At 70.9% G+C, this 24,776-nt stretch carries 17 protein-coding genes and 1 pseudogene; 7 read left to right on the top strand and 11 right to left on the bottom strand.

Features of this window, described 5'->3' with window-relative positions:
* Positions 1-79 precede the first annotated feature (79 nt).
* The 4 genes from HUV60_RS20180 to HUV60_RS20165 all read right to left on the bottom strand — a co-directional run bounded on the left by HUV60_RS20180 (position 80) and on the right by HUV60_RS20165 (position 7,486).
* Positions 80-2,659 (bottom strand): ABC transporter permease, encoded by a 2,580-nt coding sequence (locus HUV60_RS20180; protein WP_257848653.1) that lies wholly within the window; start codon positions 2,657-2,659, stop codon positions 80-82.
* Complete coding sequence (locus HUV60_RS20175; protein WP_257848652.1) at positions 2,656-3,444, bottom strand: ABC transporter ATP-binding protein; 789 nt, start codon at positions 3,442-3,444, stop codon at positions 2,656-2,658. Before HUV60_RS20175 ends, HUV60_RS20180 begins: the two co-directional genes overlap by 4 nt.
* Before the next feature lie 523 nt (positions 3,445-3,967).
* Positions 3,968-6,490: an SUKH-4 family immunity protein gene (locus HUV60_RS20170; RefSeq protein WP_269441211.1), complete on the bottom strand. Its 2,523-nt coding sequence runs from the start codon at positions 6,488-6,490 to the stop codon at positions 3,968-3,970.
* A gap of 9 nt (positions 6,491-6,499) precedes the next feature.
* Complete coding sequence (locus HUV60_RS20165; RefSeq protein ID WP_257848650.1) at positions 6,500-7,486, bottom strand: SMI1/KNR4 family protein; 987 nt, start codon at positions 7,484-7,486, stop codon at positions 6,500-6,502.
* Positions 7,487-7,840: 354 nt separating this feature from the next.
* Between HUV60_RS20165 and HUV60_RS20160 the strand changes: the two genes are divergently transcribed.
* A complete protein-coding gene (locus HUV60_RS20160; RefSeq protein ID WP_257848649.1) occupies positions 7,841-8,377 on the top strand; it encodes a YwqJ-related putative deaminase in 537 nt (178 codons plus the stop codon).
* 104 nt (positions 8,378-8,481) lie between these two features.
* Positions 8,482-9,015 carry an SUKH-3 domain-containing protein gene (locus HUV60_RS20155; RefSeq protein ID WP_257848648.1) on the top strand — a complete coding sequence of 178 codons (534 nt, stop codon included), beginning with the start codon at positions 8,482-8,484 and terminating at the stop codon, positions 9,013-9,015.
* Between the two features lie 94 nt (positions 9,016-9,109).
* Here HUV60_RS20155 and HUV60_RS20150 read toward each other — a convergent pair whose 3' ends face one another.
* A complete protein-coding gene (locus HUV60_RS20150) occupies positions 9,110-10,429 on the bottom strand; it encodes a sensor histidine kinase (RefSeq protein WP_257848647.1) in 1,320 nt (439 codons plus the stop codon).
* A gap of 581 nt (positions 10,430-11,010) precedes the next feature.
* On the opposite strand from HUV60_RS20150, the gene glmU reads away from it, so the two are divergent.
* The 4 genes from glmU to pth all read left to right on the top strand — a co-directional run bounded on the left by glmU (position 11,011) and on the right by pth (position 15,157).
* Positions 11,011-12,459, top strand: coding sequence for a bifunctional UDP-N-acetylglucosamine diphosphorylase/glucosamine-1-phosphate N-acetyltransferase GlmU (gene glmU / locus HUV60_RS20145; protein ID WP_257848645.1), 1,449 nt, complete (start codon positions 11,011-11,013; stop codon positions 12,457-12,459).
* A 153-nt stretch (positions 12,460-12,612) separates the two neighbouring features.
* Positions 12,613-13,593, top strand: a complete 981-nt coding sequence (locus tag HUV60_RS20140; RefSeq protein ID WP_042171761.1) for a ribose-phosphate diphosphokinase — start codon at positions 12,613-12,615, stop codon at positions 13,591-13,593.
* A 239-nt stretch (positions 13,594-13,832) separates the two neighbouring features.
* Positions 13,833-14,420, top strand: a complete 588-nt coding sequence (locus HUV60_RS20135) for a 50S ribosomal protein L25/general stress protein Ctc (protein ID WP_257848644.1) — start codon at positions 13,833-13,835, stop codon at positions 14,418-14,420.
* 134 nt (positions 14,421-14,554) lie between these two features.
* Complete coding sequence (gene pth, locus HUV60_RS20130) at positions 14,555-15,157, top strand: aminoacyl-tRNA hydrolase (RefSeq protein ID WP_257850173.1); 603 nt, start codon at positions 14,555-14,557, stop codon at positions 15,155-15,157.
* A gap of 229 nt (positions 15,158-15,386) precedes the next feature.
* Here the strand turns inward: pth and HUV60_RS20125 are convergent, their stop codons facing one another.
* From HUV60_RS20125 to HUV60_RS20110, 4 genes are read right to left on the bottom strand one after another with little or no spacing between them, the layout of a single operon-like run.
* A complete protein-coding gene (locus HUV60_RS20125) occupies positions 15,387-17,528 on the bottom strand; it encodes a DEAD/DEAH box helicase (protein ID WP_269441210.1) in 2,142 nt (713 codons plus the stop codon).
* 7 nt (positions 17,529-17,535) lie between these two features.
* A complete protein-coding gene (brxD, locus tag HUV60_RS20120; RefSeq protein WP_257848642.1) occupies positions 17,536-18,855 on the bottom strand; it encodes a BREX system ATP-binding protein BrxD in 1,320 nt (439 codons plus the stop codon).
* Positions 18,852-21,824, bottom strand: coding sequence for a BREX-2 system phosphatase PglZ (gene pglZ / locus HUV60_RS20115; protein WP_257848641.1), 2,973 nt, complete (start codon positions 21,822-21,824; stop codon positions 18,852-18,854). The genes brxD and pglZ overlap by 4 nt, the downstream gene beginning before the upstream one ends.
* The gene (locus HUV60_RS20110; RefSeq protein ID WP_257848640.1) at positions 21,821-22,945 is read right to left on the bottom strand and encodes a hypothetical protein; all 1,125 of its coding nucleotides are present in this window, start codon (positions 22,943-22,945) and stop codon (positions 21,821-21,823) included. Before HUV60_RS20110 ends, pglZ begins: the two co-directional genes overlap by 4 nt.
* 61 nt (positions 22,946-23,006) lie before the next feature.
* Here HUV60_RS20110 and HUV60_RS20105 point away from each other — a divergent pair, with 61 nt between their 5' ends.
* On the top strand, positions 23,007-23,303 hold the full coding sequence (locus HUV60_RS20105; RefSeq protein ID WP_257848639.1) for a hypothetical protein: 297 nt from the start codon (positions 23,007-23,009) through the stop codon (positions 23,301-23,303).
* 260 nt (positions 23,304-23,563) lie between these two features.
* Here the strand turns inward: HUV60_RS20105 and HUV60_RS20100 are convergent.
* Both HUV60_RS20100 and HUV60_RS20095 read right to left on the bottom strand, forming a co-directional pair.
* Positions 23,564-24,439, bottom strand: a pseudogene (locus HUV60_RS20100) (IS3 family transposase); the annotation flags it as partial.
* A 14-nt stretch (positions 24,440-24,453) separates the two neighbouring features.
* Positions 24,454-24,759 carry a transposase gene (locus HUV60_RS20095; protein WP_257847782.1) on the bottom strand — a complete coding sequence of 102 codons (306 nt, stop codon included), beginning with the start codon at positions 24,757-24,759 and terminating at the stop codon, positions 24,454-24,456.
* Positions 24,760-24,776 lie beyond the last annotated feature (17 nt).

Here is a 24,776-nt window from a genome sequence, read left to right as displayed (position 1 = left end):
CGCCGGTGGCCCTCCTGGGCTCCCCGGCACCGGGCGTTCCCCCGCAACCCCCGTGTGCGGTGGCCGGTCGCGGCCGCGGCTACTCCGTGGCGATCGCGTTCAGGACGTTCATCCGGCCCGCCCGGAACGCCGGGACCAGAGCCGCGAACAGCCCCACGAACGCCGAGCCGATGAACACACCGGTGATCGTCGGCCACGGGATCTCGAGGACCTTCAGGCCCTCCAGCGCGAGGAGCTGCTGGGCGGTGGCGCCCCAGCCCATGCCGAGCCCCAGGCCCAGCAGGGCACCGAAAAGGGCGATGACGACCGACTCCAGGCGGATCATGCGGCGCAGCTGGCGGCGCGAGAGGCCGATGGCCCGCATCAGGCCGATCTCCCTCGTCCGCTCGACCACCGACAGGGCCAGGGTGTTCACCACACCCAGGATCGCGACGACGATCGCCAGGGCCAGCAGGCCGTAGATCATGTTCAGCAGCTGGCCGATCTGGTCCTTGAGCGCTTCCTTGTAGTCGGTCCGGTCGCGCACGGTGTACTGCGGGTAGTCGTGCAGCGAGTCCTTCAGCGCCGTGTACGCGGCCTCCTGCTGTCCCTCCTTCGCCGTGGCGAAGAGCAGTATGTCCAGCGGCATCCGGTCGGCCGGGACGTACCTCGCGAGGGTCTCGATCGACGTGTACATCGCACCCGCGTCGACCACGGCCTCACTGCTGGTGATCGCCCGGACGGTCAGCGTGCCGGTCTCCCCGTCCCTGAACGTGACGTCGATCGTCGAGCCGAGGCCGATGCCGTGGTCCTCGGCGAACTTCTCGTGGACGGACATCGAGTCGGGCCGGTAGGCGTCGGAGAGCTTCCCCTCCACCGTCTCCACCCGCAGGTCGGTGGCGTACGTCGGGTCGGCCGCGGTGATCGCGGTGTCCTCGAGCCGCTTTCCGTCGGGCGTGGTGAAGTCCGCCTCGGTCCACTTGTACTCGGTGACGCGCTCCAGCCCCGGGGTCTCCTGCACCGCCTTCACCGCCTGCGGGGTGAGCAGCTGACCGCTGTCGGGCTGGATGATGAAGTCCGTGCCGACGATCCTGTCGAGCTCGTCGGTGGCGGAGGCCACCATGGACGAGCCGACCACCGACAGGCACGCCACCAGGGCCAGCCCGATCATCAGCGCGGCACCGGTGGCGCCGGTGCGGCGCGGGTTGCGCAGGGCGTTGCGCTCGGCCATCCGCCCCACGGGACCGAAGACCCGCAGCACGACGACGCCCAGCACCCGGACCACACCGCCGGCGAGCAGCGGGCCGACGAGCACGAACCCGACCAGCGAGAGCACCACCCCCAGGCCGAGCCACATCGAGCCCTCGGTGGCCTTGTCCGCCGCCGAGGCGAGGTACAGCGCGAGCGCGCCGACCGCGGTCAGGAGCGTGCCGACGCCACCCCTGATCCAGCCGGCCCTGGCGTCCGCGGGGGCACCCGCGTCACGCAGGGCGGCCATCGGGGAGATCTTCCCGGCCCGCCGCGCGGGCAGGTAGGCGGCCAGAACGGTGACGACGACACCGAGGAGCAGCCCGACCACCGGGGTCGTCCAGGCGACCGTGAGGTCGTCGGTGGACAGCTCCATGCCGACCGCGCCCATGAGCTTCATCAGCCCGACCGCGAGCCCGACGCCCGCGGCCACCCCGAGCAGCGACCCGACGACGCCCAGGAGCAGCGCCTCGATCAGCACCGAACGGTTGACCTGCTTGCGGGAGGAGCCGATGGCCCGCATCAGGCCGATCTCCCGGGTGCGCTGGGCGACCAGCATGGAGAACGTGTTGATGATCAGGAAGATGCCGACGAGGAACGCGATCCCGGCGAAGCCGAGCATCGCGTACTTCATGACGCTCATGAAGCCCTCGACGTCCTGCTGGCCGGCCTCCACGCTCTCCTCGGCGGTCAGCACCTTGTAGTCGCCGCCCAGAGCGGCCACGACGTTCTTCTTCAGCCGGTCGTCGCTGACACCGTCGGCGGCCGTGGCGTTGACGTTGGTGAAGACGCCGCTCTCACCGATCAGGGCCTGCTGGGCGGTCTTCGTGTCCAGGAAGAAGATCGCGGCACCGGGGTTGGTGACGGTGAAGTCGGTGATGCCGGAGATCTTCGCGGCGTGCGTGCCGACCACGCTGATGACACTGATCTCGTCACCGAGCTCCAGGCGGTGCTTGTCGGCGGTGTCGGCGTCCACCATGACCTGGTCGGGGCCCTCGGGCGCCGCACCGGAGGTGATCTTCATGGTGCGGGCGTCGTTGGCGGTCCAGCTGCCGACGATGGTCGGGCCGCCGCTGGTGGGCGAGAGGCTCTCCCTGTCGCCGTCGACGACGGTCAGCGCGGTGGAGTGCAACGCCCCCTCGGCCGACTTCACCCCGTCCACGTCCCGCACCCGGGCGAGCACGGACTCGGGGATGACCGGCGGCTTGCCGGTGTCGGAGGTGGTCTCGCCGCCGTCGGAGGCGTCCTTGGCGCTGACCGTGACGTCCGACGCCGTGGCCGCGAACAGCTTGTCGAACGTCGTCGACATCGTGTCCGTGAACACCAGCGTCCCGGACACGAACGCCACCGACAGCAGCACCGCCACCGCCGACAGCGCCATCCGCCCCTTGTGTGCGAGGAAGTTGCGCATCGAGGTCTTCAGGACAGTCATGACGTACGCCCCCGGGCGTCGAAGTCCTTCATGCGGTCCAGGACCTGCTCGGCCGTCGGCTTGTGCATCTCGTCGACGATGCGGCCGTCGGCGAGATACAGCACCCGGTCCGCGTAGGAGGCGGCGACCGGGTCGTGCGTGACCATCACGATGGTCTGGCCCAGGTCGTCGACCGAGCGGCGCAGGAAGCCGAGGACCTCGGCACCCGCACGCGAGTCGAGGTTTCCGGTCGGCTCGTCACCGAAGATGATCTCCGGCCGGGCGGCCAGGGCCCGCGCCACCGCCACCCGTTGCTGCTGCCCGCCGGAGAGCTGGGTGGGCCGGTGCTTCAGCCGGTCGGACAGTCCGACGGTCTCCACCACCCGGTCCAGCCACGGCCGGTCCGGCTTGCGGCCGGCGATGTCCATGGGAAGCGTGATGTTCTCGATCGCGTTCAGCGTCGGCAGCAGGTTGAACGCCTGGAAGATGAACCCGATCCGGTCCCGGCGCAGCCGCGTCAGCTTCTTGTCCTTCAGCCCGGTGATCTCCGTCTCGTCCAGGTGGATCTGCCCGCTGGTCACCGTGTCGAGCCCGGCCAGACAGTGCATCAGCGTGGACTTGCCGGACCCCGACGGACCCATGATCGCGGTGAACCGGCCGCGGGCGATGTCCACGTCCACGTGGTCCAGGGCGACGACACGGGTTTCCCCGGACCCGTACGCCTTCACGACCTGCCGCGCCCGCGCGGCAACGGCCGTACGCCCACCAGTTCCTCCGGGCTTGGGAATGGTCACAGCCGATGTCACGGTAAGTCTCCTGTATCGCTCAGCAAGTGGGAAAACGGTGCCCGCGCGACCGCCGTCATGCCCGACGGCCGCTCCGTGCGTGTTCGTTCGACGTGATGCAGTCTGGCGGCGGGGAAGCCTGAGCGCCCTGGTGCCCGGCGCAGTCTTCCTCTGGGGAAAACCCCACCCTCCGGTGGTGTGCCCCGCCACCCCCAGCGGCGTAAAGCCAGGTTAAGGACCGACCCCGCCCCGTCTCGTCCTCCGCCGGTACGAGCCCTCCCCGAGCCGTAGTACGGAGGTACCCCTAGGGGCTCTCCACCGGCAGGCGGAGTACTTCTCGGGGTACCTCCTCCTGAGGTCCCGGTCATCCTTCCCCCTCCCGCAACGTCAGGGTCAAGTACCGGACCGGTGAACGGGGATGAGGGAGGCGGCCACGGAGCCGGGGCACACGGACAGAGGCCGGGGCCGGCCGGATACGCGTATCCGGCCGGCCCCGGCCTCCCACCTCGCCCTCCGCCTCAGCGGCGGGGACGGGAACGACGGCTCAGAGCAGCCCGTCCCACATCTGCTCCAGCAGCACCGACCACCAGCTCTCCGGCGAACCGAGCGCCGCGGGATCCAGCGCCGCCAGCTGCGTCTGGAAGTCGACGGTCCAGCGGCCCGCCTGCTCCTGGTTCAGCCCGAACCGCAGCCGCCACATCCGCCCCAGCAACGCCAGACAGCGTGCGAACTCCGGCAGCCCCGTGTTCACGAACTGCGGCGGCACGGGCGCGCCCCCCGGGCCCGCCTCCACCGGCACCGCGACGATGTTCGCCGTGCCGTACTGGACACAGATCGCCTTGCCGAAGTCGCTGCCCACGACGAGGTACGAGCCCGCGTCCGACGCCGGCTGCACCCCCCGCTCCGCGGCCAGCTCCGCCAGCGTCGGCACCGGACGGCCCGGCTGGGCCTGCGCCCAGAAGAACGGGCCCATGTCCAGCGGCAGCCCGGCCGCCACCAGCGTGTGCGCCACCACCGGCGGCACACCCTGCCGGGACACCGCCTGCTGCTCGAACCGGAACACCCCCGGCCCGAACGCCCCCGCCAGCTCCTGCCCGATGGCCTCCGGCGGAAGCGGCGGCGCAGGCTGCACCGGGGGCAGCGGCGCGCGCACCGGAGCCGGCCGGGCGGGCCCGTCCGCCACCTGGTGCAATTCACCCTGATGGACGAGCAGTTGCTGCATTCCCTGCTGCCGGCTCGCATGATCCGTGCCGTACGGCGCGATGTTCGTGATCCGTGCCTGCGGCCACTGCTCCCTGATCATCCGCGCACAGTAGGCGCCCGGCAGCTCGCACGACTCCAGCTCCGTGTGCAGCTCCAGCACCTGGCCCGGAGGCACGTTCATCGCCCGCAGCTCGTGGAAGACCTGCCACTCCGGATGCGGCGTGCCCGGCGCCGAACGCCGGATCAGCTGCTGCTCGGAACCGTCCTGCGCGCGGTAGCGCAGCACGGCCTGATAGCCGGGACCGACCGTCGGCTGCCCGACCGGCTGCGACGGATAGCCGTACGCCGGCGGCCGGCCTGGCCCGGACACACCCGGCGGCACCGCACCCGGCATCCCCGGCGGGGCGGGAGGCGGCGGCACACCCGGACCGCCGGGGACCGACGGCGGAGGAGGTGTACCGGGCCCACCGACCGGGGGCCCCGCCAGCACCGTCTCCGCGTGATGCACGGGAGCACCCGGAGCGCCGGGCGGGCCGGGAGGCGGGGGGGTACCGGCACCCGGCCGGCCGGGGTCGGCGAACATCGTCGCGGCGTGATGGACACCGCCGGGCGGCGTGCCCGGGGCACCCGGGGCAGGCGTCGAGGCCCCGGACGGCTGCGGACCGCCCGGGCCCGCCGGCCCTCCCCGGCCGTCGAAACCGCCGAGGCCGTGGGACCCCGAGGACGACACCATCTGCGTCGGCACGTACCCGCCCGCCGGACCACCCGGCGCGCCGGCACCCGAGGGGGGCGACGGCGGAGGCGTACCCCCCGGCCGCACACCCGGCATCCCCGGGGCGCCCGGCGGAGGCGGCGGCGGGCCCGTGGGGCGGCGCGGGGGCGCCGCCCCACGGGTCGCGGCGTCGGCTATGTCCGCGGCGTTCTGCGCCGGCGCACCCGGTGCAGCTGTCCCCGCGTCCGGCGGAGTCTGCGCGTCCGCGTCCTGCAACGCCGGCGTCAGCGCCGTCGGCGGCAGCCGGCTGCCTCCCGACATCAGCGCCGTGGGAGCGTCCGACGCCGACGCCGGGGGCGGCAGCGTCCCGTCGTCGGACTGGCTCAGCGGCGGCGCGAACACGGTGACCGGCAGCGGCACCGAACCGTCCTCACCGGCGTCGGCGTTCGTGTCCGTACCGGCCCACGGCGTCGCCCCGGCCGGAGTGCCCGCACCGGCCCCCGCCGGGGAGTCGCCCCCACCGGCAGCGGGCCAGGCGGCACCGCTCCCGGGCGCCACCGGCGCACCCGGCGCACCCGGCGCCGCAGTACCGGCGGCGGCCCCGGACCCGGCCGTACCCGCCGAACCGCCCGACGTCTCCCCCCGCCGGTCCGGGATCCCCAGCCGGTCCGCCGCCGCCGGTGCTGCGGCACCGCTCCCGGGCGCCACCGGCGCACCCGGCGCCGCAGTACCGGCGGCGGCCCCGGACCCGGCCGTACCCGCCGAACCGCCCGACGTCTCCCCCCGCCGGTCCGCCGCCTCCTGCAGCCACTCCGGCGGACTCAGCAGGAACGACGTCTGGTTCAGGTCCACCCGTGCCGGAGCCGCCGGTGCCGGCCCGTCCGTCTCGTCCGTACGGGCGTACTCCTCCTCGTACCGGCGGATCACCTCGCCCACCGCCAGCGCGGGCCACAGCGTCGCCTCACCGCTGTCCCGGGCGATCACCAGCCGCTGACCACCACCGTCCGAACGCGGCCCGTCCTCGCGGTCCTCCGCCCACACCACGAACCCGAGGCCGAACTCCCGCACCCGCACCTCACGGTGCTGGTACGACGGCACCTCCCCGTTGACCCACTCCTCCGCACGCTCCTGCGCCTGCGCGAACGTCACCATCGCCGGACCTCACTCCCCCGCAGCAACCGGAACGACCTGCGCGAAGCCGCCGTCCACCATCAGATTCGCCACCGTCTCCAGCTCCGGCGGCGATCCCGCCAGACGGGCCAGGAACGCGTCGAAGTCGTCCCCGCACGGCAGCAGCAGCCGCTCCACCCGCTCCGCCGGCGGCCACGACGGATCCACGTCCCGCGCGTCGTCGTAGGCGCAGAACCACACCGAACCGACCCGGTCGCCCCGCACCTTCACCGCCAGCAGACCTCCCTGGACGAACCCGACGGCCAGGTAGTCCTTGGTCAGGTGATCGCGCAGACACTTGTTGATGTACACCAGGTCGTTGACCGCGGCCTCGTCCCGCACCGTGAAGAACGGCTGGTCGACCAGCAGGCCCAGTTCGGCGTCCAGTGCCGTGCCCACCGGCGCGCAACCGCCCGCCGCCTTCAGGAACGACCGGTACGCGCCGGGCAGCCGGTAGCCGAGATCCTCCTCGACGTTCAGCACCTGCGCCTCGGTCACCCCGAGCCCCGACTTCGGCAGCCGGAAATGCGCCGGACGCGTCTCCTGCAGCGGCCGCGTGCCTCGCTTCTCCTGGTCCACGCCCGACGTCACCACACCACCGTGGTGCCGCAGCAGCGCCTTCACCTCGACCGGCACCAGTTCCAGCCGCCGTGACGCCACCGCGTGATGCCACGTCCAGCCGTGCGGCGTCGCCACCGCGGGCACCGTGCCCCACAGCTCGTGACCGGTCGCCGCCAGCGCCGCGTTCGCCGACACGTAGTCCGTCAGCCGCAGCTCGTCGACACCGAAACCCTCCGGAGGCTCCGCGATCTCCGCCATCGCACGCGCGTACGGCGAGAAATCGGGGTACCCACGCTCGTCCACCCGTACCCCTCTCGGGTGACGGGCCGCCCGCACCGGATCCGGGAAGTGCACGACCTGTCCGGCGTAGGCCGCATTCGGCGGCACGGCTCTCTGTCCGAGCCGACCTGTCGTCATGGCGGTTGCCCCCTGCGGCACTCTGTACGACCCGCACCGACCACCAGCGTGCCGTCACGGAACGTATTCGACTGTCACGTCTGTCTCGACTGCTTGCCGCCACCACTCCCACCGGCGCCCCGCGCGCCGTCCGCACGGATCACCGCAGGAATCGCGACACCAACAGCCTATGCGGTACGACGGCACCGGTCACCGGGCACCGGCCGTCCACCCGTCCGCTTCCGTGACCAAACGTCACCCTCCGGTGACAGCTCGCCCAAACCTGGGCGTGTCGCCCCGCCCCAGCTTCCCCATCAGCCACGCCATTTGGCACGCTGTGAGCTGCCGGGGGATGTACGGGAGGGGAAGGCGATCATGAACATGACTCAAACTGGGGCACCGGCAGAACACTCCGCCGACCCGCGCAGCGGCGACCCCCGCATCGGCTGGAGCAGCACCGACGCCGCCCGCACCCCCCTCCTCCTCCACCGCCGCGACGGCATCCTGCCCACCATCGCCGCCGCCCTCTCCATCCGCGGCGCCACCCTCACCGGCACCGCCGCCCGCGCCGACACACCCCCCGAACTGCACCCCCTCGTCCAAGACTTCCTCGACACCCTCACCAGCGGCCAACGCGACCGCTTCGCCGGCCGCTGCGCCGAGACGATCCTCCTCTCCCGGCACCTCACCGCCGCCGACACCGCACGCAGCAAGCGCGCCGCACGCAAACCCATGACCAACGGCGAAGCGCGCAAAGCACTCAGACACGCCAAACTCACCGCCCGCCACATCCGCGAGGACGGCGACCCCCTGCACGGCAGTTACGCCGCCCCCTGCCGCGCCTGCAGCGCGCTCACCGCCCACTTCGGCGTCCGCATCGTCGCCCCCCGGATGAACCCACCCGGTGAGTGATTCCGCACGCCCGATCCGTACCCACCCCTGACACACGCACCCACCACCCCGGCCGGCCCCCACGCCCCACCGGCCGCACCACCACCACGACGGACGAACGGCAGATGCGCACCGACCACGCCCCCTCCCCCAACCACCCGGCCCCACCCGAACCGGGGGGAATCTCACACCGCTTCCCCGACGCCGTCGCCACCGCCCTGCGCACCGCCGGCTGGCAACCAGGACACTGGGACATCAGACAAGCCGAAATCTGGGCCGACACCCTGCGCGACCACACCTCGCCCGCAGGACACCGCCACACGGTCTTCCCCGCCGCCGTCGAGGCCTGGGCAGAATTCGGCGGACTCCACATCACCCCCACCGGCCCCGGCCGCCAACTCGCCCCCTCCACCCTCCACCTCGATCCCCTCCACGGCCTCCACATGGCCCGCACACTCGGCGACCTCGGCCGCGCACTCGACACCGACGTCTGCCCCGTCGGCGCCGACCCCGACACCCACACCCTCGTCGCCATCGACACCGAAGGCCGCGTCTACGCCCTCGACCACACCGGCGACTGGTACCTCGGCCACCACATCGACCAGGGCCTCACCACCCTCGTCTCCGGCACCGAACCCACCCGCCTCACCACAGGCTGACCGGCCACCCCGCCCGCCGGACACCCGGCCGCCGTTCGCCGGCTGCCGGGCACCAGTCGCCGTTGCCGGACGCCGGTCCCGGACGTCGCCCGCCCTACGACGCCGGAATCACCGCCGACACCCGGAAACCCCCCGCCTCCGTCGGCCCCGAGACGAACACCCCACCCAGCGCCGACACCCGCTCCTTCATCCCCACCAGACCGTTCCCACCCGACGGCAACCGCGCCGACGACCCCGCCTGCGGCGGCGGCCCGTTCTCCACCTGCATCGCGATCTCCGACACCCGATGCGCCAGCCGCACATACGTCTTCGCCCCCGGCGCGTGCTTGTGCACATTCGTCAGCGCCTCCTGCACCACCCGGTACGCCGTCGACTCCACCTCCCCCGCGTACGACCGGCCCTCCCCCTCCACCCGCAGGGCCACCACCATCCCCGCAGCCGCCGACTGCCCCACCAGCTCGTCTATCTCCGAGAGACTCGGCCCCTCACCCCCACCGGGCCGCTCCTCACTCACCGCCCGCGACGCCGCCGCGGCCGCCGCCACGCCCACCGCCGCCAACGGCACCGAGACCCCCGCGCCCCGCTGCGCACCGTCCCCGCCGGAGCGCAGCACCCCGAGCATCTCCCGCAGCTCCGTCAACGCCTGCCGGCCCATGTCCCCCACCAACGCGGCGTTCTTCACCGCCTTCTCCGGATCCTTCCGCGCCACCGCCTGCAACGCCGCCGCATGCACCACCATCAGACTCACCCGATGCGCGACCACGTCATGCATCTCCCGCGCGATCCGCGTCCGCTCCTCGTTGCGCGCCCACTCGGCCCGCTCCTCGGCCCGCTCCGCCAGCAACTGAAGCTCCCGCTCCAGACTGTCCGCCCGCTCCCGCAGACTCTCCATCAACCGCCGCCGCGCCCCCACGTACAGCCCCAGCAGCACCGGCGGCGCGGTCAGCCCCACCGACGTCGTGATCGACGCGAACGGAACGAACCAGTCCCCCAGCTCCAACTCCCCCCGCGCCATGTCCTGGCGCACCCGCACCAACGTCGCGATGAACGTCCCCACCAGCGACATCCCCGCCAGCGACACGGTGATCCGGCGCGGCAACTCCGACGCCGCCAGCGTGTACAGACCCACCAGGCCCATCAGAAAGCCCATCTGTGCCGGCGTGATGGCGATCACCACCAGCACCACGGCGATCGGCCAGTGCCGCCGCACCACCAGCACCGACCCCGCCAGCAACCCGAACAGCACCCCCACGGCCACCGGAATCCCCGCGTCCCGCGCGAACGGAATCCCCTCCAGCCCGCACTCCAGCGCGGACACCACCGCAAGGCTCACATCCAGCACGGCACTACGCCGTCTGCCCCACCACCACGGCCCTCCACGGGCCGTCACATGGTCTTCCCCCGTCGTGGTCATGCCTCCACCCTAAAGGCGCCCGGTGCCGGATTTCCGGGGACTTTCCCCGACTGGCCCCCGCCACATCCCGTGACCGTTCAGATGCGATACACCCCGAAATCCCCCGAACTACCGAACCGTACGCCGTTCGACCCGGAAGCCCACATTCCGCCCGAATGGTACGCCTGCGGCACACGCACCGGGCGGGCGCACCCGCCCCGAAGGCCCCGACGGCACTTGGGCGGCCCCGTTCCGAGGCGGCACGCGAGAACGCGGGCGGCCCCGTCAGGGGCGCCTCGTGACCGAAGTCCTCAAGGGTGCCGACCCGTACCGTCGCATCGAAGGCTCTTGGTACGGCATAGTGTTGGGTGCCGACTCGACAGCCCCACCGGATGTCCGGTCGGCTCGAGCTCCGTCCCCCATGGTGTAACCAGGCAGCACTGAGGGTTTTGGTCCCTTAAGTTCAGGTTCAAATCCTGATGGGGGAGCTCCTCGCGTGCGGGCCCCGACCTCCAGGTCGGGGCCCGCACCCATGTCCCCCCACACCCACCCCGGTATCCTGCGGATGTCCCCCCTCCCCCTTACAGCCGAAGGGCATCCTTGTGAGCGCCAATCGCCCGGCAGCCGTCGTCGTTCTCGCAGCGGGCGAGGGCACCCGTATGAAGTCGGCCACTCCGAAGGTCCTGCACGACATCTGCGGCCGTTCCCTGGTGGGTCACGTGCTGGCCGCCTCCGGTGAGCTGGAGCCGGAGAACCTGGTCGTCGTCGTGGGGCACGCACGCGAGCAGGTGATCGCGCACCTCGCCGAGGTCGCCCCCGACGTACGTGCCGCCGTCCAGGCGGAGCAGAACGGCACCGGGCACGCGGTGCGGAGGGGGCTGGAGGAGCTGGGCGGCTCCGTGGACGGGACCGTGGTGGTGGTCTGCGGTGACACTCCGCTGCTGACCGGTGAGACGTTGCGGCGGCTGTCGGCCACGCATTCCGCGGACGGGAACGCGGTGACGGTGCTGACGGCCGAGGTGCCCGACGCGACGGGGTACGGGCGGATCGTGCGGGACGCGGCCTCGGGTGCGGTGACGGCGATCGTGGAGCACAAGGACGCGTCCGAGGAGCAGCGGGCGATCCGGGAGATCAATTCGGGTGTGTTCGCGTTCGACGGCGTGTTGTTGGCGGATGCGTTGAAGAGGGTGCGGACGGACAACAGTCAGGGTGAGGAGTACCTGACGGACGTGCTGGGGATTCTGCGTGGGGCGGGGCACCGGGTGGGTGCGTCGGTGGCGGGCGACCACCGGGAGATCGCGGGAATCAACAACCGGGTGCAGTTGTCCCAGGCGCGGCGGATCCTCAACGACCGGCTGCTGACCGCTGCCATGCTCTCCGGGGTCACGGTCGTCGACCCCGCCACGACGTGGGTGGACGTCACGGTGACGTTCGGGCGGGACGTGGTGGTGCACCCGGGGACGCAGCTGCACGGCGCGACGCATCTCGCCGAGGGGTGCGAGGTGGGGCCGAACGCACGGCTGACGGACACCCGGGTGGGGGCCGGCGCGAGGGTGGACAACACGGTGGCGTCGGGTGCGGAGGTCGGCCCGGAGGCTTCGGTGGGTCCGTTCGCGTACCTGCGTCCGGGGACGCGGCTGGGCCGCAAGGGAAAGATCGGCACGTACGTGGAGACGAAGAACGCGTCGATCGGCGAGGGGACGAAGATTCCGCATCTGTCGTACGTGGGGGACGCGACGATCGGCGATTTCTCGAACATCGGTGCGGCGAGCGTGTTCGTGAACTACGACGGGCAGGACAAATATCACACGACGGTCGGGTCGCACTGCCGGACCGGGGCGGACAACATGTTCGTGGCACCTGTCACCGTCGGGGACGGTGCTTACACTGCCGCCGGCTCTGCGATCACGAAGGACGTACCGCCCGGCTCGCTGGCTGTGGCCCGGGGCCAACAGCGGAACATCGAGGGCTGGGTGGCTCGCAAGCGTCCGGGGAGCGCTGCCGCGAGGGCCGCGGAGGAGGCTGCCCGGGAGTCGGCCGGGCAGGATTGACCGGAAAGCGGTGCGCCAGAGTCGTCGTATCGTGATAAGTGCACATCCGCACCCCATCAGGTGAGATGACCTTTCGTGTGCCGCCTGAGCGGTCCGGGGGATCTCTCGCCGTCGAGCCGCGAGTTTCTGCGACACCTCTGAGGAGATAGTGCTGTGACCGGGATCAAGACGACCGGCCAGAAGAAGATGATGTTCTTCTCCGGCCGCGCCCACCCCGAGCTTGCCGAGGAGGTCGCCCGCGTACTGGGTGTCGGGGTGGTGCCGACGAGGGCCTTCGACTTCGCCAACGGCGAGATCTATGTGCGGTACGAGGAGTCGGCCCGTGGGGCGGACTGTTTCCTGATCCAGAGCCACACGGCGCCGATCAACAAGTGGATCATGGAGCAGTTGATCATGATCGACGCGTTGAAGCGTGCGTCGGCAAGGTCGATCACCGTCATCGTGCCGTTCTACGGTTACGCGCGGCAGGACAAGAAGCACCGTGGGCGTGAACCGATCTCGGCGCGCCTGATCGCGGACCTGATGAAGACCGCGGGGGCGACCCGGGTACTGACGGTGGATCTGCACACGGACCAGATCCAGGGCTTCTTCGACGGTCCGGTGGATCACCTGTTCGCGCTGCCGCTGCTGGCGGACTACGTGGGCACGAAGGTGGACCGGGAGAAGCTGACGGTGGTGTCGCCGGACGCGGGGCGCGTGCGGGTGGCGGACCGCTGGTGCGACCGTCTGGGTGCGCCGCTGGCGATCGTGCACAAGCGGCGGGACAAGGACGTGGCGAATCAGGTCACGGTCCACGAGGTGGTCGGCGAGGTGAAGGGCCGCGTGTGCGTCCTGGTGGACGACATGATCGACACGGGTGGCACGATCTGCGCCGCGGCGGACGCGTTGTTCGCGCACGGTGCGGAGGACGTGATCGTGACGGCGACGCACGGCGTGCTGTCGGGTCCGGCGGCGGACCGGCTGAAGAACTCGCGGGTGAGCGAGTTCGTGTTCACGGACACGCTGCCGACGCCGGGTGAGCTGAGCGGCGACCTGGACAAGATCACGGTGCTGTCGATCGCGCCGACGATCGCGAGTGCGGTGCGCGAGGTGTTCGAGGACGGTTCGGTGACGAGCCTGTTCGACGAGCGGTAAGGGTTCCGCTCCGGGTTCCGCCGGCGCCCCGGCTGATCGTTTTGGGTAGGGCCCCCCTCTCCGAGTAGACTGCTCCAGTTGCTCGGCGAGGGAGGCCGTACCGCTTCGTGAGGGGCGGAGTACGGCGGTCCGTTATCGACGCGCTCTTCGTAGCAGGCCGTTCGTGGCCGGGTGACCTTCCCCAAGCTCCACGGAGCGGGGGTATCCCCAACGGTTTCTGACTTCGAGGAGTGGTGAGCATGTCCGAGGTGAAGCTGCACGCGGAGACGCGGCGCGAGTTCGGCAAGGGTGCGGCGCGTCGTATCCGTCGTGAGGGCAAGGTTCCGGGCGTGGTGTACGAGCGTGGCCTCGAGCCGCTGCACGTGACGCTGCCGGGCCACGAGCTGCTGCTGGCGCTGCGTACGCCGAACGTGCTGATCAATCTGGCCGTCGACGGTGAGGGCAGCCAGCTGGCGATCCCGAAGGCCGTGCAGCGTGACGCGATCAAGGGTTTCCTGGAGCACGTCGACCTGCTGAAGGTGAAGAGCGGCGAGAAGGTCACCGTCGAGATCTTCGTGAACACCGAGGGTGAGCTGGCACCGGGCGGCAACCTGCTGGAGCACGTCCTGTCCGCGCTGCCGGTCGAGACCGAGGCGACGCACATCCCGGAGGGCGTGACCATCTCGATCGAGGGCCTGACGGCCGGTGACGCGGTGCTCGCCAAGGACGTGAAGCTGCCGGCCGGTACGACGCTGGCGGTGGACGAGGACACCGTGGTGCTGCAGGTCCTGTCCGCGCAGGCCGAGGAGTCCGCGGAGGGTGACGGGGACGAGGCCGCCGAGGCCTGATCCTCCTCGTAGTCTTCGCTACGCGGTCTCCACTGCGCGTCGGCCGCTGTCCCCGTGCCGGGGGCAGCGGCCGACGCGCGCACGGGGACGGGACCGAGGACGAGACGCGGACGCGGACGCGGGACGAAGGAGACATCGACGTGACGACCGATGCGGCGGCTGTCTGGCTGGTTGCGGGGCTGGGCAATCCGGGGCCGGAGTACGCCGGGAACCGGCACAACGTGGGGTTCATGGTGGCGGACCTGCTGGCGGAGCGGATCTCGGGCCGCTTCAAGCGGGCCGGAAAGGCGCAGGCGCAGGTCGTGGAGGGCCGGATCGGGCCGCCGGGGCCGGCGAACCGGCGGGTGATCCTGGCGAAGCCGACGTCGTTCATGAATCTGTCGGGCGGGCCGGTGAACGCGCTGCGGGAGTTCTACAAGGTGCCGGTGGCGCAGGTGGTGGCGGTCCACGACGAGCTGGACATCGAGTACGGGACGCTGCGGCTGAAGCTGGGGGGCGGCGACAACGGCCACAACGGGCTGAAGTCGATGACGAAGGCGTTCGGTGCGGACTACCACCGGGTGCGGTTCGGGATCGGGCGTCCGCCGGGGCGGATGCCGGTGGCGGACTACGTGCTGCGGGACTTCTCGTCGGCGGAGCGCAAGGAGCTGGACTACTTCGTGGACCGGGCGGCGGACGCGGTGGAGTGTCTGGTGATCGACGGTCTGGAGCGGGCGCAGGGTACGTACAACTCCTGAGACCTGCCGCCTGCGCAGGCCCGTGGATCAGGAGGGCGGGGCCGCCGGGAACCGGGCCGGTTCCCCGAGGACCGAGGCGGCCCTGTCCGCATCCGCCAGGCGGACGGCCAGCGTGGCGGTGGCGAGGCGTTCCGGCGCGGACGCGGTGGAGTGTCTGGTGATCGACGGTCTGGAGCGGGCGCAGGGTACGTACAACTCCTGAGACCTGCCGCCTGCGCAGGCCCGTGGATCAGGAGGGCGGGGCCGCCGGGAACCGGGCCGGTTCCCCGAGGACCGAGGCGGCCCTGTCCGCATCCGCCAGGCGGACGGCCAGCGTGGCGGTGGCGAGGCGTTCCGGCAGGGCGGCGCCGAACTTCAGCCCCCGCACTGCACGCGGATCCACGGAGGGCAGGCTGAGCTGCTGCGCCGCCCGGGCCTTGGCCTGCTTCCATTCGGTGGCTGTCAGGTCTTCCCGGAGGCGGATGCAGGCGTCCGTGGGGTATTGGAGGGGGTCGGCGATCTCGCTGAGAGTGGCCGCGAGCGTGGCGTTCGCCCGTTGTCCGGCCCAGGTCCACCAGCGCACGCCGGTGTCGCGACCGCCACGGACGACGACGGTTCCGCCCGGGTGCACGCGTTCCACGGCGTTTTCGCGGGCTGCGGCCAGGGCGTCGTGCGCGCGGCGTGTCAGGGTCACGGGCGGATCGGTGCCGAGCAGGACTTCGCGAACGCCGCGTGTGAGTGCGTACGAGGCTCCCCGGGCGAAGCCCGCTCCGGCCCACCGCGCCTTGCCTCCGCTCTCCACGGGCTCGACGAAGCACCGGCGCCTGGACCAGTCGATGTAGGTGACCTGCCAGCTGCGTCCCGCCAGCAGGAGGCGTCGTGGTCCGGCCACTTTCTCGGTCAGCAGGGCCGGGTCGGTCGATCCGATCTCCTTACGGCCGAAGAGCACGGTGAACTCCGGTGCCGCGGTGAACACCGCCGTCAGGTCCATGAAGTGGCGGTAGCCGAAGCGCTGCTCCGCTTCGGGACCGATGAACAGCATGCCGCCGTCTCGTTCCAAGTAGCCCTCGCCGATCAGATGTTTCACGATCGGTTCGGCCGGGGGCCCGAAGGGGCCCAGTCCGCCCCACCATTCCTGCCAGAGGTGTTCCCCGACGGTCTTCTCCTGCAGACAGAGGGCGAGTACCTGCTGGGCGACGATGTGCCGGGGTTCGGGTGGGGCCACCACTGGTTCGACCCAGCCCCGTGACCACTGCAGGAGCAAGGCCGCGGCGGTGAGCAGGCCGTCCTCGTCGAGGGTGAGGAAGAGGCAGTTGCGGGTGGATCCCGGCCGTCTGCCGGTCCGGCCCAGGCGTTGGAGGAAGGACGCCACGGTGGACGGGGCGTCGATCTGGACGACGCGGTCGAGGTCGCCCACGTCGATGCCGAGTTCGAGGGTGCTGGTGGAGACGATGACGCAGTCGCGCGCCTCACCGAACGCTTCCTCGGCGCGTCGGCGCTCGTCGGCCGCGAGGGAGGCGTGCGAGAGGAACGTGGTCACGCCCTTGGCGCGCAGGCATTCGCCGAGCTTCTCGACGTGCCGTCGAGTCTCGCAGAAGACCAGGCGTTTCTCTCCTCGATGGAGTGCGGCGATGACGGCGGCGGCGTTCTCCAGGGAGCCCACGTAGTCGAGCTGGATGTCTCCGGGCGGCGGGAGAGCGGCCGCCGGGGCGGAGCGGCTGACGTCGACCACCTGTGAGGGCCGTTTCCCGGCACCGGAACCCTGCAGCCAGGCCAGGAGCTGCGGGGGGTTGCCCACAGTCGCGGAGAGGCCGATCCGCTGCACCGGGCAGCCGGCGACCCGCTCCAGGCGCTCCAGCACGGCGAGGAGGTGCCAGCCCCGGTCGTCGCCCGCGAAGGCATGGACCTCGTCCACGACGACCGCCCGCAGTCCCGAGAAGAAGACACGGTGATCGACGTGTGCGCTGACCAGCATCGCTTCCAGCGATTCCGGCGTGGTCAGCAGGATGTCGGGCCGCTCCCACAGAATGCGTTTGCGTCGGGTCTGTGAGACGTCGCCGTGCCAGAGAGCCGCGGAGCGTCCGAGCCAGGAGGTGTAGCTCTCCAGGCGCGGCAGCAGGTTGTTGAGCAGTGCCTTGAGCGGACACACGTAGAGGATCGAGGTCCCCGTCCACCGTGCCCGGGCCATTTTCGACAGCAGTGGGAAGGCTGCGGCTTCGGTCTTGCCGCCGGCGGTGGGGGCGAGGAGCAGCGTGTCCGTGCCGTCCATGAGCGGATGGACGGCGGCCTTCTGGAGGGGCCGCAGATCGGGCCAGCCGAGGGTGTTGGCGATGTGGTGCAGGACGACGGGGTGAAGCCGGTCGACCGCGTCCGGGGTGTCGCCGGCGTTCACGGGCACCTCACAGAGGGAGTTCGATGTCGTCGGCCGAGCCTGCCGCGGCGTTCCTCTCGGTGCCGGTGAGCTCGGTGCCCGTGACCGTGAGCGCGTAGTGTTTGCGCGGATCGAAGTCCTCGAACTGTTCCACGCGGTCGAGGACGTCGCCCACGAGCTTCTTGAGGAAGAGCCTCGGTGCGATGCCGACTCTGCCGCCGAGGCTTCCTGCCACGGCGCGCGCGAGGTCGGTCACGTAGGAGTCGTCAACGACGCTCCGTACCCGTTCGGCTGTTTTTCCTTCGGTTCCCGAGGCATGGATGTCCCGGACCCTGCCGCCGAGTTCGGTCAGGGATTCCACGGTGAAGCCGGGGAGCCTGAGCTGCACGGCGCGCGGGTTGTCGAACCGGGCGTCGGTGGTGAAGTCGGTGGCCAGGCGCTGCGCGAGCGGCGCCAGTCGCTGGACGCCCTGCGGTCCCTCGAAGAAGGCGGGGGTGCCGGTGATGAAGAGGTAAAGACCGGGGAACCGTCCGGAGTGCACCTCGTCGATGAGCTGGCGCAGTGCGTTGAGTGCCTTGTCCCGGGCGTCCGAGCGGACTCGCTGCAGGGTCTCGACCTCGTCGAGGACCAGGAGCAGCCCGGGGTGGCCGGAGTCCTTGAGGACGGTCAGCAGGCCCTGGAGGAAGCCGAGTGCTCCAAAGTGGTCCAGGTCGCCTCGGACGCCCGCACTTCTGCGGGCCGCCGCGGCGACGTGGGGCTGCCCGCCGAGCCAGGCGAGGACGGAGTCGGCGGTGGCGTCGTCGCCCGCGTCCTGGGCGCGCCGGTAGCCGCGCAGGGCGGTGGCGAAGGCCGGTGCGACGCGGGATACCTCGGCGAGGCGGGCGGTGAGAAGGCCGTCCACGGCCTGTGGCAGTTCGTCGTCGGTGGCGCCGGCGGCGAGTGCGTCCTCCTCCAGGGCGTAGAACCAGGCATCGACGACCAGTCGGAAGGCGCTGGGCGGGAAGGTGCTGGTGGCGAGGCGTTCGGTGAGCCGCCGGTACACCGTCTCCAGTTTGTGCAGGGGGGTCTCGTTCTCGGAGACCTGTACTTCGGCGACGGCGAAGTTACGTTGCTTGGCGCGTTCGGCGAGCCAGCGGGTGAAGAAGGTCTTGCCCGAGCCGTATTCACCCCGTACGGCCTTGAAGACGGCCGACCCGGTGGCGACCGCGTCGAGTTCCGCGTCGACGGCGGTCTCGAACCGGCCGAGGCCGACCGCGAGGACCCCGAGCCCGGTCTCGGGTACGGCGCCCCGGCGCAGGGCGTCGATCAGTCGCATGCGGCGTTCGGGGCTGATGCCCTGGGGTGTCACGTCCGTGCTCCGCCCGTCGTGTCGAGGCGGAACTGCCGTCGCAGCAACGGTACGTCGAGCCGGAGGGAGCGTCCGTTGTCGGTGAGGGTGAGGACCTCCGCCTGGTCGTAGTTGAGTACGCGTTGCAGTGTGGCGGCGAAGCCCGCGGCGCGCGTGGCGCGTTTCCCGGCCCGTTCCGCGACCACGGTGATCGGCAGGATTCCGTGGGCGTCGACGAGGGCCTGGACGGCCTGTGCGACGGTGTCGAATTCCTCGGGACGCGGCAGTGAGCCGAGTTGGGCGCTCATGATGTCGGATGCGTGCAGTGCCGCGGTGAGCTGTTCGGCGGCCGAGGCGGGGGCGGGTGGGGGAGGCGGTGCGGCCGTCCCGGTCGGCTCGGCCGTGCTGATCTCGTCGAAGGACAGCAGCGCTCCCTGACCGGTTTCGTGCTCGGCGACCTGCTGCTCTTCCGCTTTCTTCCGCAGATCGGCGGCCGTGGGGGTGCGCCTGGCCGACGGTGTGACGGCCGGTGTCTGCGGGGACGGGGCCGGTACGCCGGGAACGGTGTCCTCTTTCAGGGACCACCAGGAGGGCCGCTGGGGGCCGAGTTCCCTCCACCCCTTGGGCACGGATGCGCCGTGGGGGACGAAGGCCAGCACCGGGATGGCGGCTTCGGCAAGGGCGACACCGCCGTGGTAGCCGGCCTGCCGGTTTCCGTAGCGCAGCCCGGTGTCCCACAGGGCGGTGATGCGTTGTCCTTCGGCGACGACGCGCCGTCCGGTGAGGACGGTTTCGCCGCGGCCCGCGGGTGTGGTGCCTCTGCGGTGCCGTGCGGAGAGGGCGTCGGGGACGTTCTCCTTGTCGGTGCCGTGGTCGATGACGTGTCCGTGATCGGCGGTGACGACCAGGGCGCGGCCGGTGGTGCGGGCCTGGGCCAGCAGTTGCTCCATGCCGAGAAGTTCGTTCAGCTGCCAGTGGGACGTCGCCCGGTCCTCGCCGAGGCGGTCGTCGATGGTGTTGACGACGACGGCGACGTGGGTGTCGGGGTCGGCGAGTGCCTCGGCGAGTTCACTGCCGAGGGCGTGTCCCGCGTCTCCCCGAAGGCCGGCCTTGTGGAAGAGCCGGACGTCGGCTCCGCCCCAGAAACGGTGTGCCGCGAAGCGTCTGCGTTCCTCCTGCTGGTCGATCTCGGTGAGTTCGCCGGCGAAGAGGGAGCCGCGGGAGGCGCGGGTGATCGTGGGCAGTGCGGCGAGCATGCCGCGCCGTCGCCGGTCTCCCGCGGTGTCGGCCACGGGGTCGTACTCCGCCCAGGACCGGGTGCGCAGTTGTTCGGCGAGGGCGGCGGCCACGGCGGCGCTCGCCCCGTCGAGGACGACGAGGAGGAGTGGCGGGTTTCCGGCGCTCGACGGGCGGGCGGGTTTGACGACCGGGGCGAGGACGCGGCGGGCGAAGTCCTCCACGACGAGGGCGTCGCGCGGTGCGGCGCCGCTGCGGGTCTCCTCGGCGAGGCGGGTGGCGAACGCCTCGTCGAGGGTGTGCCGTCGGGCCTGTACGGCGGTGCTCAGTGCGGCGAGGGCGCCGGGCAGTTCCGGGTGGGTGTGGTCGCCGTCGGTGATCCAGCCGTGGGCGAGGTCGACCCATCCGTACGTGGTGATGTGCTGCTGCACCGCCCCGGCCGCGGTGGTGAACGCGGTGGCCGAGGGCTGGGCGAGCCAGTGGACGAGCCGCTGCGCCATGCGGATCCGGGTCATCGTCGCGCGGTGGCTCGCGAGCCGGGACAGCTCGTGGCCGGTCAGGTGCTCGACGGTGTGTTTCAGGTCGCGGATGCGCCGCTCGGCCGGCCCCTTGCCCGGACTGGAGGGGACGCAGGCGGTGAGGGCACGGGCGACGGCTCCGTAGCGCGCCCGCTGCCCGGTTTCGAGCAGGTCGCTGGCGGCGGCCGCGTCTTCTGCTCCCATGTCGCGGATGAGGGCGTCGGCGCGGGCCATGAGGGCGCGGGGGTCGGGCCCCGGAAGCACCGGTTCGTCCTCGGTCACGTCCGCGGAGCGGGCGGTCAGCAGGACCCGGACGTAGTCCTCGGTCTCGGCGCCGAAGGCGGCGAAGCTGTCGTCGTCGAGTCGCCGGCCGTCGAACTTCAGTTCCGCGCGGCCACGGGCACGGTCCACGCCTCTGGGCGCCTTCTCGCCCCAGAGAGCGGCGCACACCAATCCCATGGGCACCGCGTCCGCACCGTTGCCCGCCTCGAAGAGCGCGAACAGGGCGGTGAGCGCCTGGTGTGACCGAAGGCCCACCCGGTCGGGGTCGGCGAGCCAGGATGCGAGTCCGCGTCGTTCCTGGTCGCGCAGCGAGGCGACGCGTTCGACCGCGCCGGGGGCGAGAGACCAGGCCAATAGGGCGTGCAGGTCGAGCCGGTCGGGGTCGAGGCGATGGGCGGCGGTGGAGAGCCGCCCGGCGGCGAGCCTGGACAGGGCGGTGTCGCGGGAGAGGATCGTGCCCGGGGTCTTGGGCCAGCTCTCCTGCCCTGCGGCATCGATGAGGGCTTCGGCGGCCCAGTTCTCGGCAGTCAGGCGGGGGTCGAGGTCCACGGCGCAGAAGAGGCGGCGGACGACGGCCCAGGACTCTATGGGGTAGACGCGGTTGCGGTAGACCCGGGCGAGGAGACCGGGGCCGAGGCCGGCTTCTTCCACGTCGGTGAGGACGGCGAGTACGTCCCGCTCACCGGTGTCGCTCCGGTCCCATGCGGCGAGCGTGTCCAGCACGGCCAGCGGTGAGACGGCGGTGGCGATGTGTGCGGTCCGGCCGCCGCCGAGCGGCAGCAGGCGGGGCCCGTTCCAGTGCGGTTCGGCACGGATGAGGACGATGCGGGGCTCGCCCTCCGTGAAGGAACGGGCTTCCAGGACCTGGACGACCGCGGCGGGGTGGGCGGGCCTGGGCCGGGACCGCCCGGTGCTGGGACCGGGCGGCGGGGCGGTGGTGCTGTTCGTGCTCACGGCTGGTCGATCACCTGCCACGTGACCTGGATACGGACATGCGGGTGGGTCTCGGCCACGTCTGCGAGTTCCGCCTGCAGCCGGTCGACGGCGTCCACGGCTTCCGCTTCGTACTGTCCGTACGGCTGCTCGGGGACGGTGGCGGACGCACCGTTGCCGTTGCGGCCCGGGGTGCCGTGGTCGTCCAGGGGGAACCGCTTGGGGGCGGGCACCGGCGCGGGGCCGGGCTGCGGGGTGGCGGGGGGTGCGGGCGGCGGGGTCTGTGCGGCGTTGGCGCGGCGCAGGATCGCGGTGAGCTCCCTGGTCGCCTTCTCCAGGGCGGTGCCGAGGACGGCCGTGTTCTCGTCCGCCCGTGCGGTGCCGTGCAGGGAGTCGAGTACGGCACGGGTCTCGGTGGCGTACGGTTCGCGCACGTCACGGGCCATGTCGTAGACGCTGGACCAGGGGACCCCTGCCAGCGCGCTGATGACGGCGGGCGCACTGGACAGGGACGTGCCGATCCGCTCCTGTCCGGCCCGGTCGCCGGTGTCGGCACCGGCGAGGAGGGTGACGACGGAGAGCGGGTCGTGCCGGTCGGCCTCGGCGAGGTCGTCCACGAGGACGGCCGCCCGGCGCGCGGTGCCGAGGCGGCCCTCGTCGTCGTCGGTGTCCAGGCCGAGGTAACCGGCGTGCGTCTCCAGCTCGTCGACGAGTTTCCGGGCCGCGGTGCGCAGCTGTGCGGCGCGCGCCCGGACGCGGTCGCTGAACTCGGCGATGATGCGGGCCCGGCGCATCGGCGACAGCGGGGCTTCGCCGAAGACGAGTGCCGCGCGTTCGACTGCCTCGTTCCACGCCTCCTCGGTGGGGCGTTCCTGGGCCCGCAGGCGGTAGACGGTTTTGAGGGCGGTGGGGTCGGCGACCTCGACGGGCCTGTCGTGGTAGGTCCACACCCGGTCGGTGCGCTCGGCGTAGGCGCACAGCACCAGGTTGGCGAGAGTGGGCTCGAGACCGTACGGGAGCGGCTTGTCGATCCAGTCGAGGAGGGTGGGGACGGGGATGTCCTGGTCGTCGTAGGCGGTGCCTGCCTTCTGCCCGAAGTGTTCCTCCCAGTGCCGGCCGAGCTGGAAGCGGGCCTCGAACATGGTGCCCAGCTTCAGGCCCTTCTGACTCTACGGGGCGATCCGCCGCCACACCGTTTTGGTCATGATCGCCCTTGCGGTGTGCTCGGTCACCGCCGCCGGGGCCCGGCCCCGGACCGACACCCAGGCCAGGCCGCCGACCCACCCCGACGACATCCCACCCGTCGACCCCGGACACGTCCCGCTGACCGTCGCCGCGATCAAGAACCTGCTCGGCGCCCTGAATCCCCGTCAGGCCACGCTCGAGCACCGGATCCGCTGGCAGAACTGGCGCGACCGGCACCGCGCCAGAGCTCGCCGGCATCACCGCAGAACCCGCCTCCGACGCCCCATCGAGAACCCATACCCGCAGGTCAAGTAACGAAGTGCGGCTGCCGTACCAGGAAACGTGTGCCCCAATCAGGATCCCTGAAGTCATGAACAATACCAGTTCCACCATCTCCCAGCTCTTCGTGGAGGCGCCAAAAGTCAATCAGCCTCTTGGCGCCCTCGTTAGAAAGCGGGATTTGATACAGAGGGTTATGATTGACATCGAAAAGCATTCATCCGACTTGCGATGATCCAATCTCACCGAAAGCTGAGGGGCCTCGCGTTTTCCGGACAGTGAGCTGACCGTCTATTTCACGCGGCTATGTGCAACTCCGTGTATTCGGCGTGGACTTCTCGCGGCGGGCGGTAACCAACAGCCGAGTGGAGGCGCTTGTGATTGTACCAGAGTTCGATGTATCGAGTGATGTCCTGTCGGGCGGCCTCTCGGGGCAGGTAAGTCACGCGGGAAACCCGCTCGTTCTTCAAGGCCCCGAAGAACGATTCTGCCATGGCGTTGTCGAAGCAGACCCCGGTACGCCCGGAAGATCTGCGGAGCCTGAACCGCTTCAGCGTCGCCGCGAACTCTGCTGACATGTAGTTCGACCCGCGATCGGAGTGAAATATCGCGCCGTCGGCGAGTTTCCTGTTCCGTGCCGCGTTGCGAATTGCCTGGGATATGAGGGGAGTTTGATAGTGGTCGTCCATCGCGTAGCCGATGACTTCCTTCGTGCAGCAGTCGATGACGGTCGCGAGATACAGCCACCCTTCTCCGGTCTTGATGTAAGTGATGTCGCCGACGAGTTTCTCGCCGGGGGCGTCGGCGGTGAAGTTGCGGCCGACGAGATCCGGCACGGCGCCCGCGGCGGCCTTGGTGAGCGACCACCGCTTCGGCTTCGGCTGGCAGGGCACCAGGCCCAGTTCACGCATCAGCATACGGATCAGCTCCAGGCCGGCGGTGTGGCCCCAGCGGGCGAGCTGGGCGTGGATGCGCCGGTAGCCGTAGGTGCTGTCGGACATGTCGAATGCCTTCTTGATGAGCAGTTTCAGTTCCTCGCGCCGCTGGACCGTCGCAGAATTGGGACGGTTCCGCCATTCGTAATAGCCAGACTTGGACACGCCGAGCCGTTCACACATGAACTCGACGGAATACGCGCACTCCGCTGTGCCGAGCCGCATCGTTTCGATGAACTCGTACTTGCTCGCTACCGGGGATCCTTCGCGAAGTACGCTGCGGCTTTTTTCAAGAAGGAGACTTCCGCCTCCAGTTCACGGATGCGCCGGTCCTGTTCCTTCAAGCGCGCCCGCTCATCGAGCGTCAACGGTGCACCGGCAGCTGGCTCGTTCCGTTTCTGGTGTTTCTTCACCCAGCCCCGGAGTGTCTCCGAGTTCAATTCGAGCTCGCGGGCCGTCTCCGAGATGGTCTTGCTGGACCGGAGTGCCATCTGGACGGCTTCCTCACGAAACTCCGGGGTGTACTTGCTGGGTGGCGCCACTTCGAACTTCCTCATTTCCTTGACAGAACAAC

It is taken from the genome of Streptomyces sp. KMM 9044, assembly GCF_024701375.2.
GTDB lineage: Bacteria > Actinomycetota > Actinomycetes > Streptomycetales > Streptomycetaceae > Streptomyces.
The sequence above is the reverse complement of the archived record's forward strand: the minus strand, read 5'-3'. Positions and strand labels throughout refer to the sequence as shown.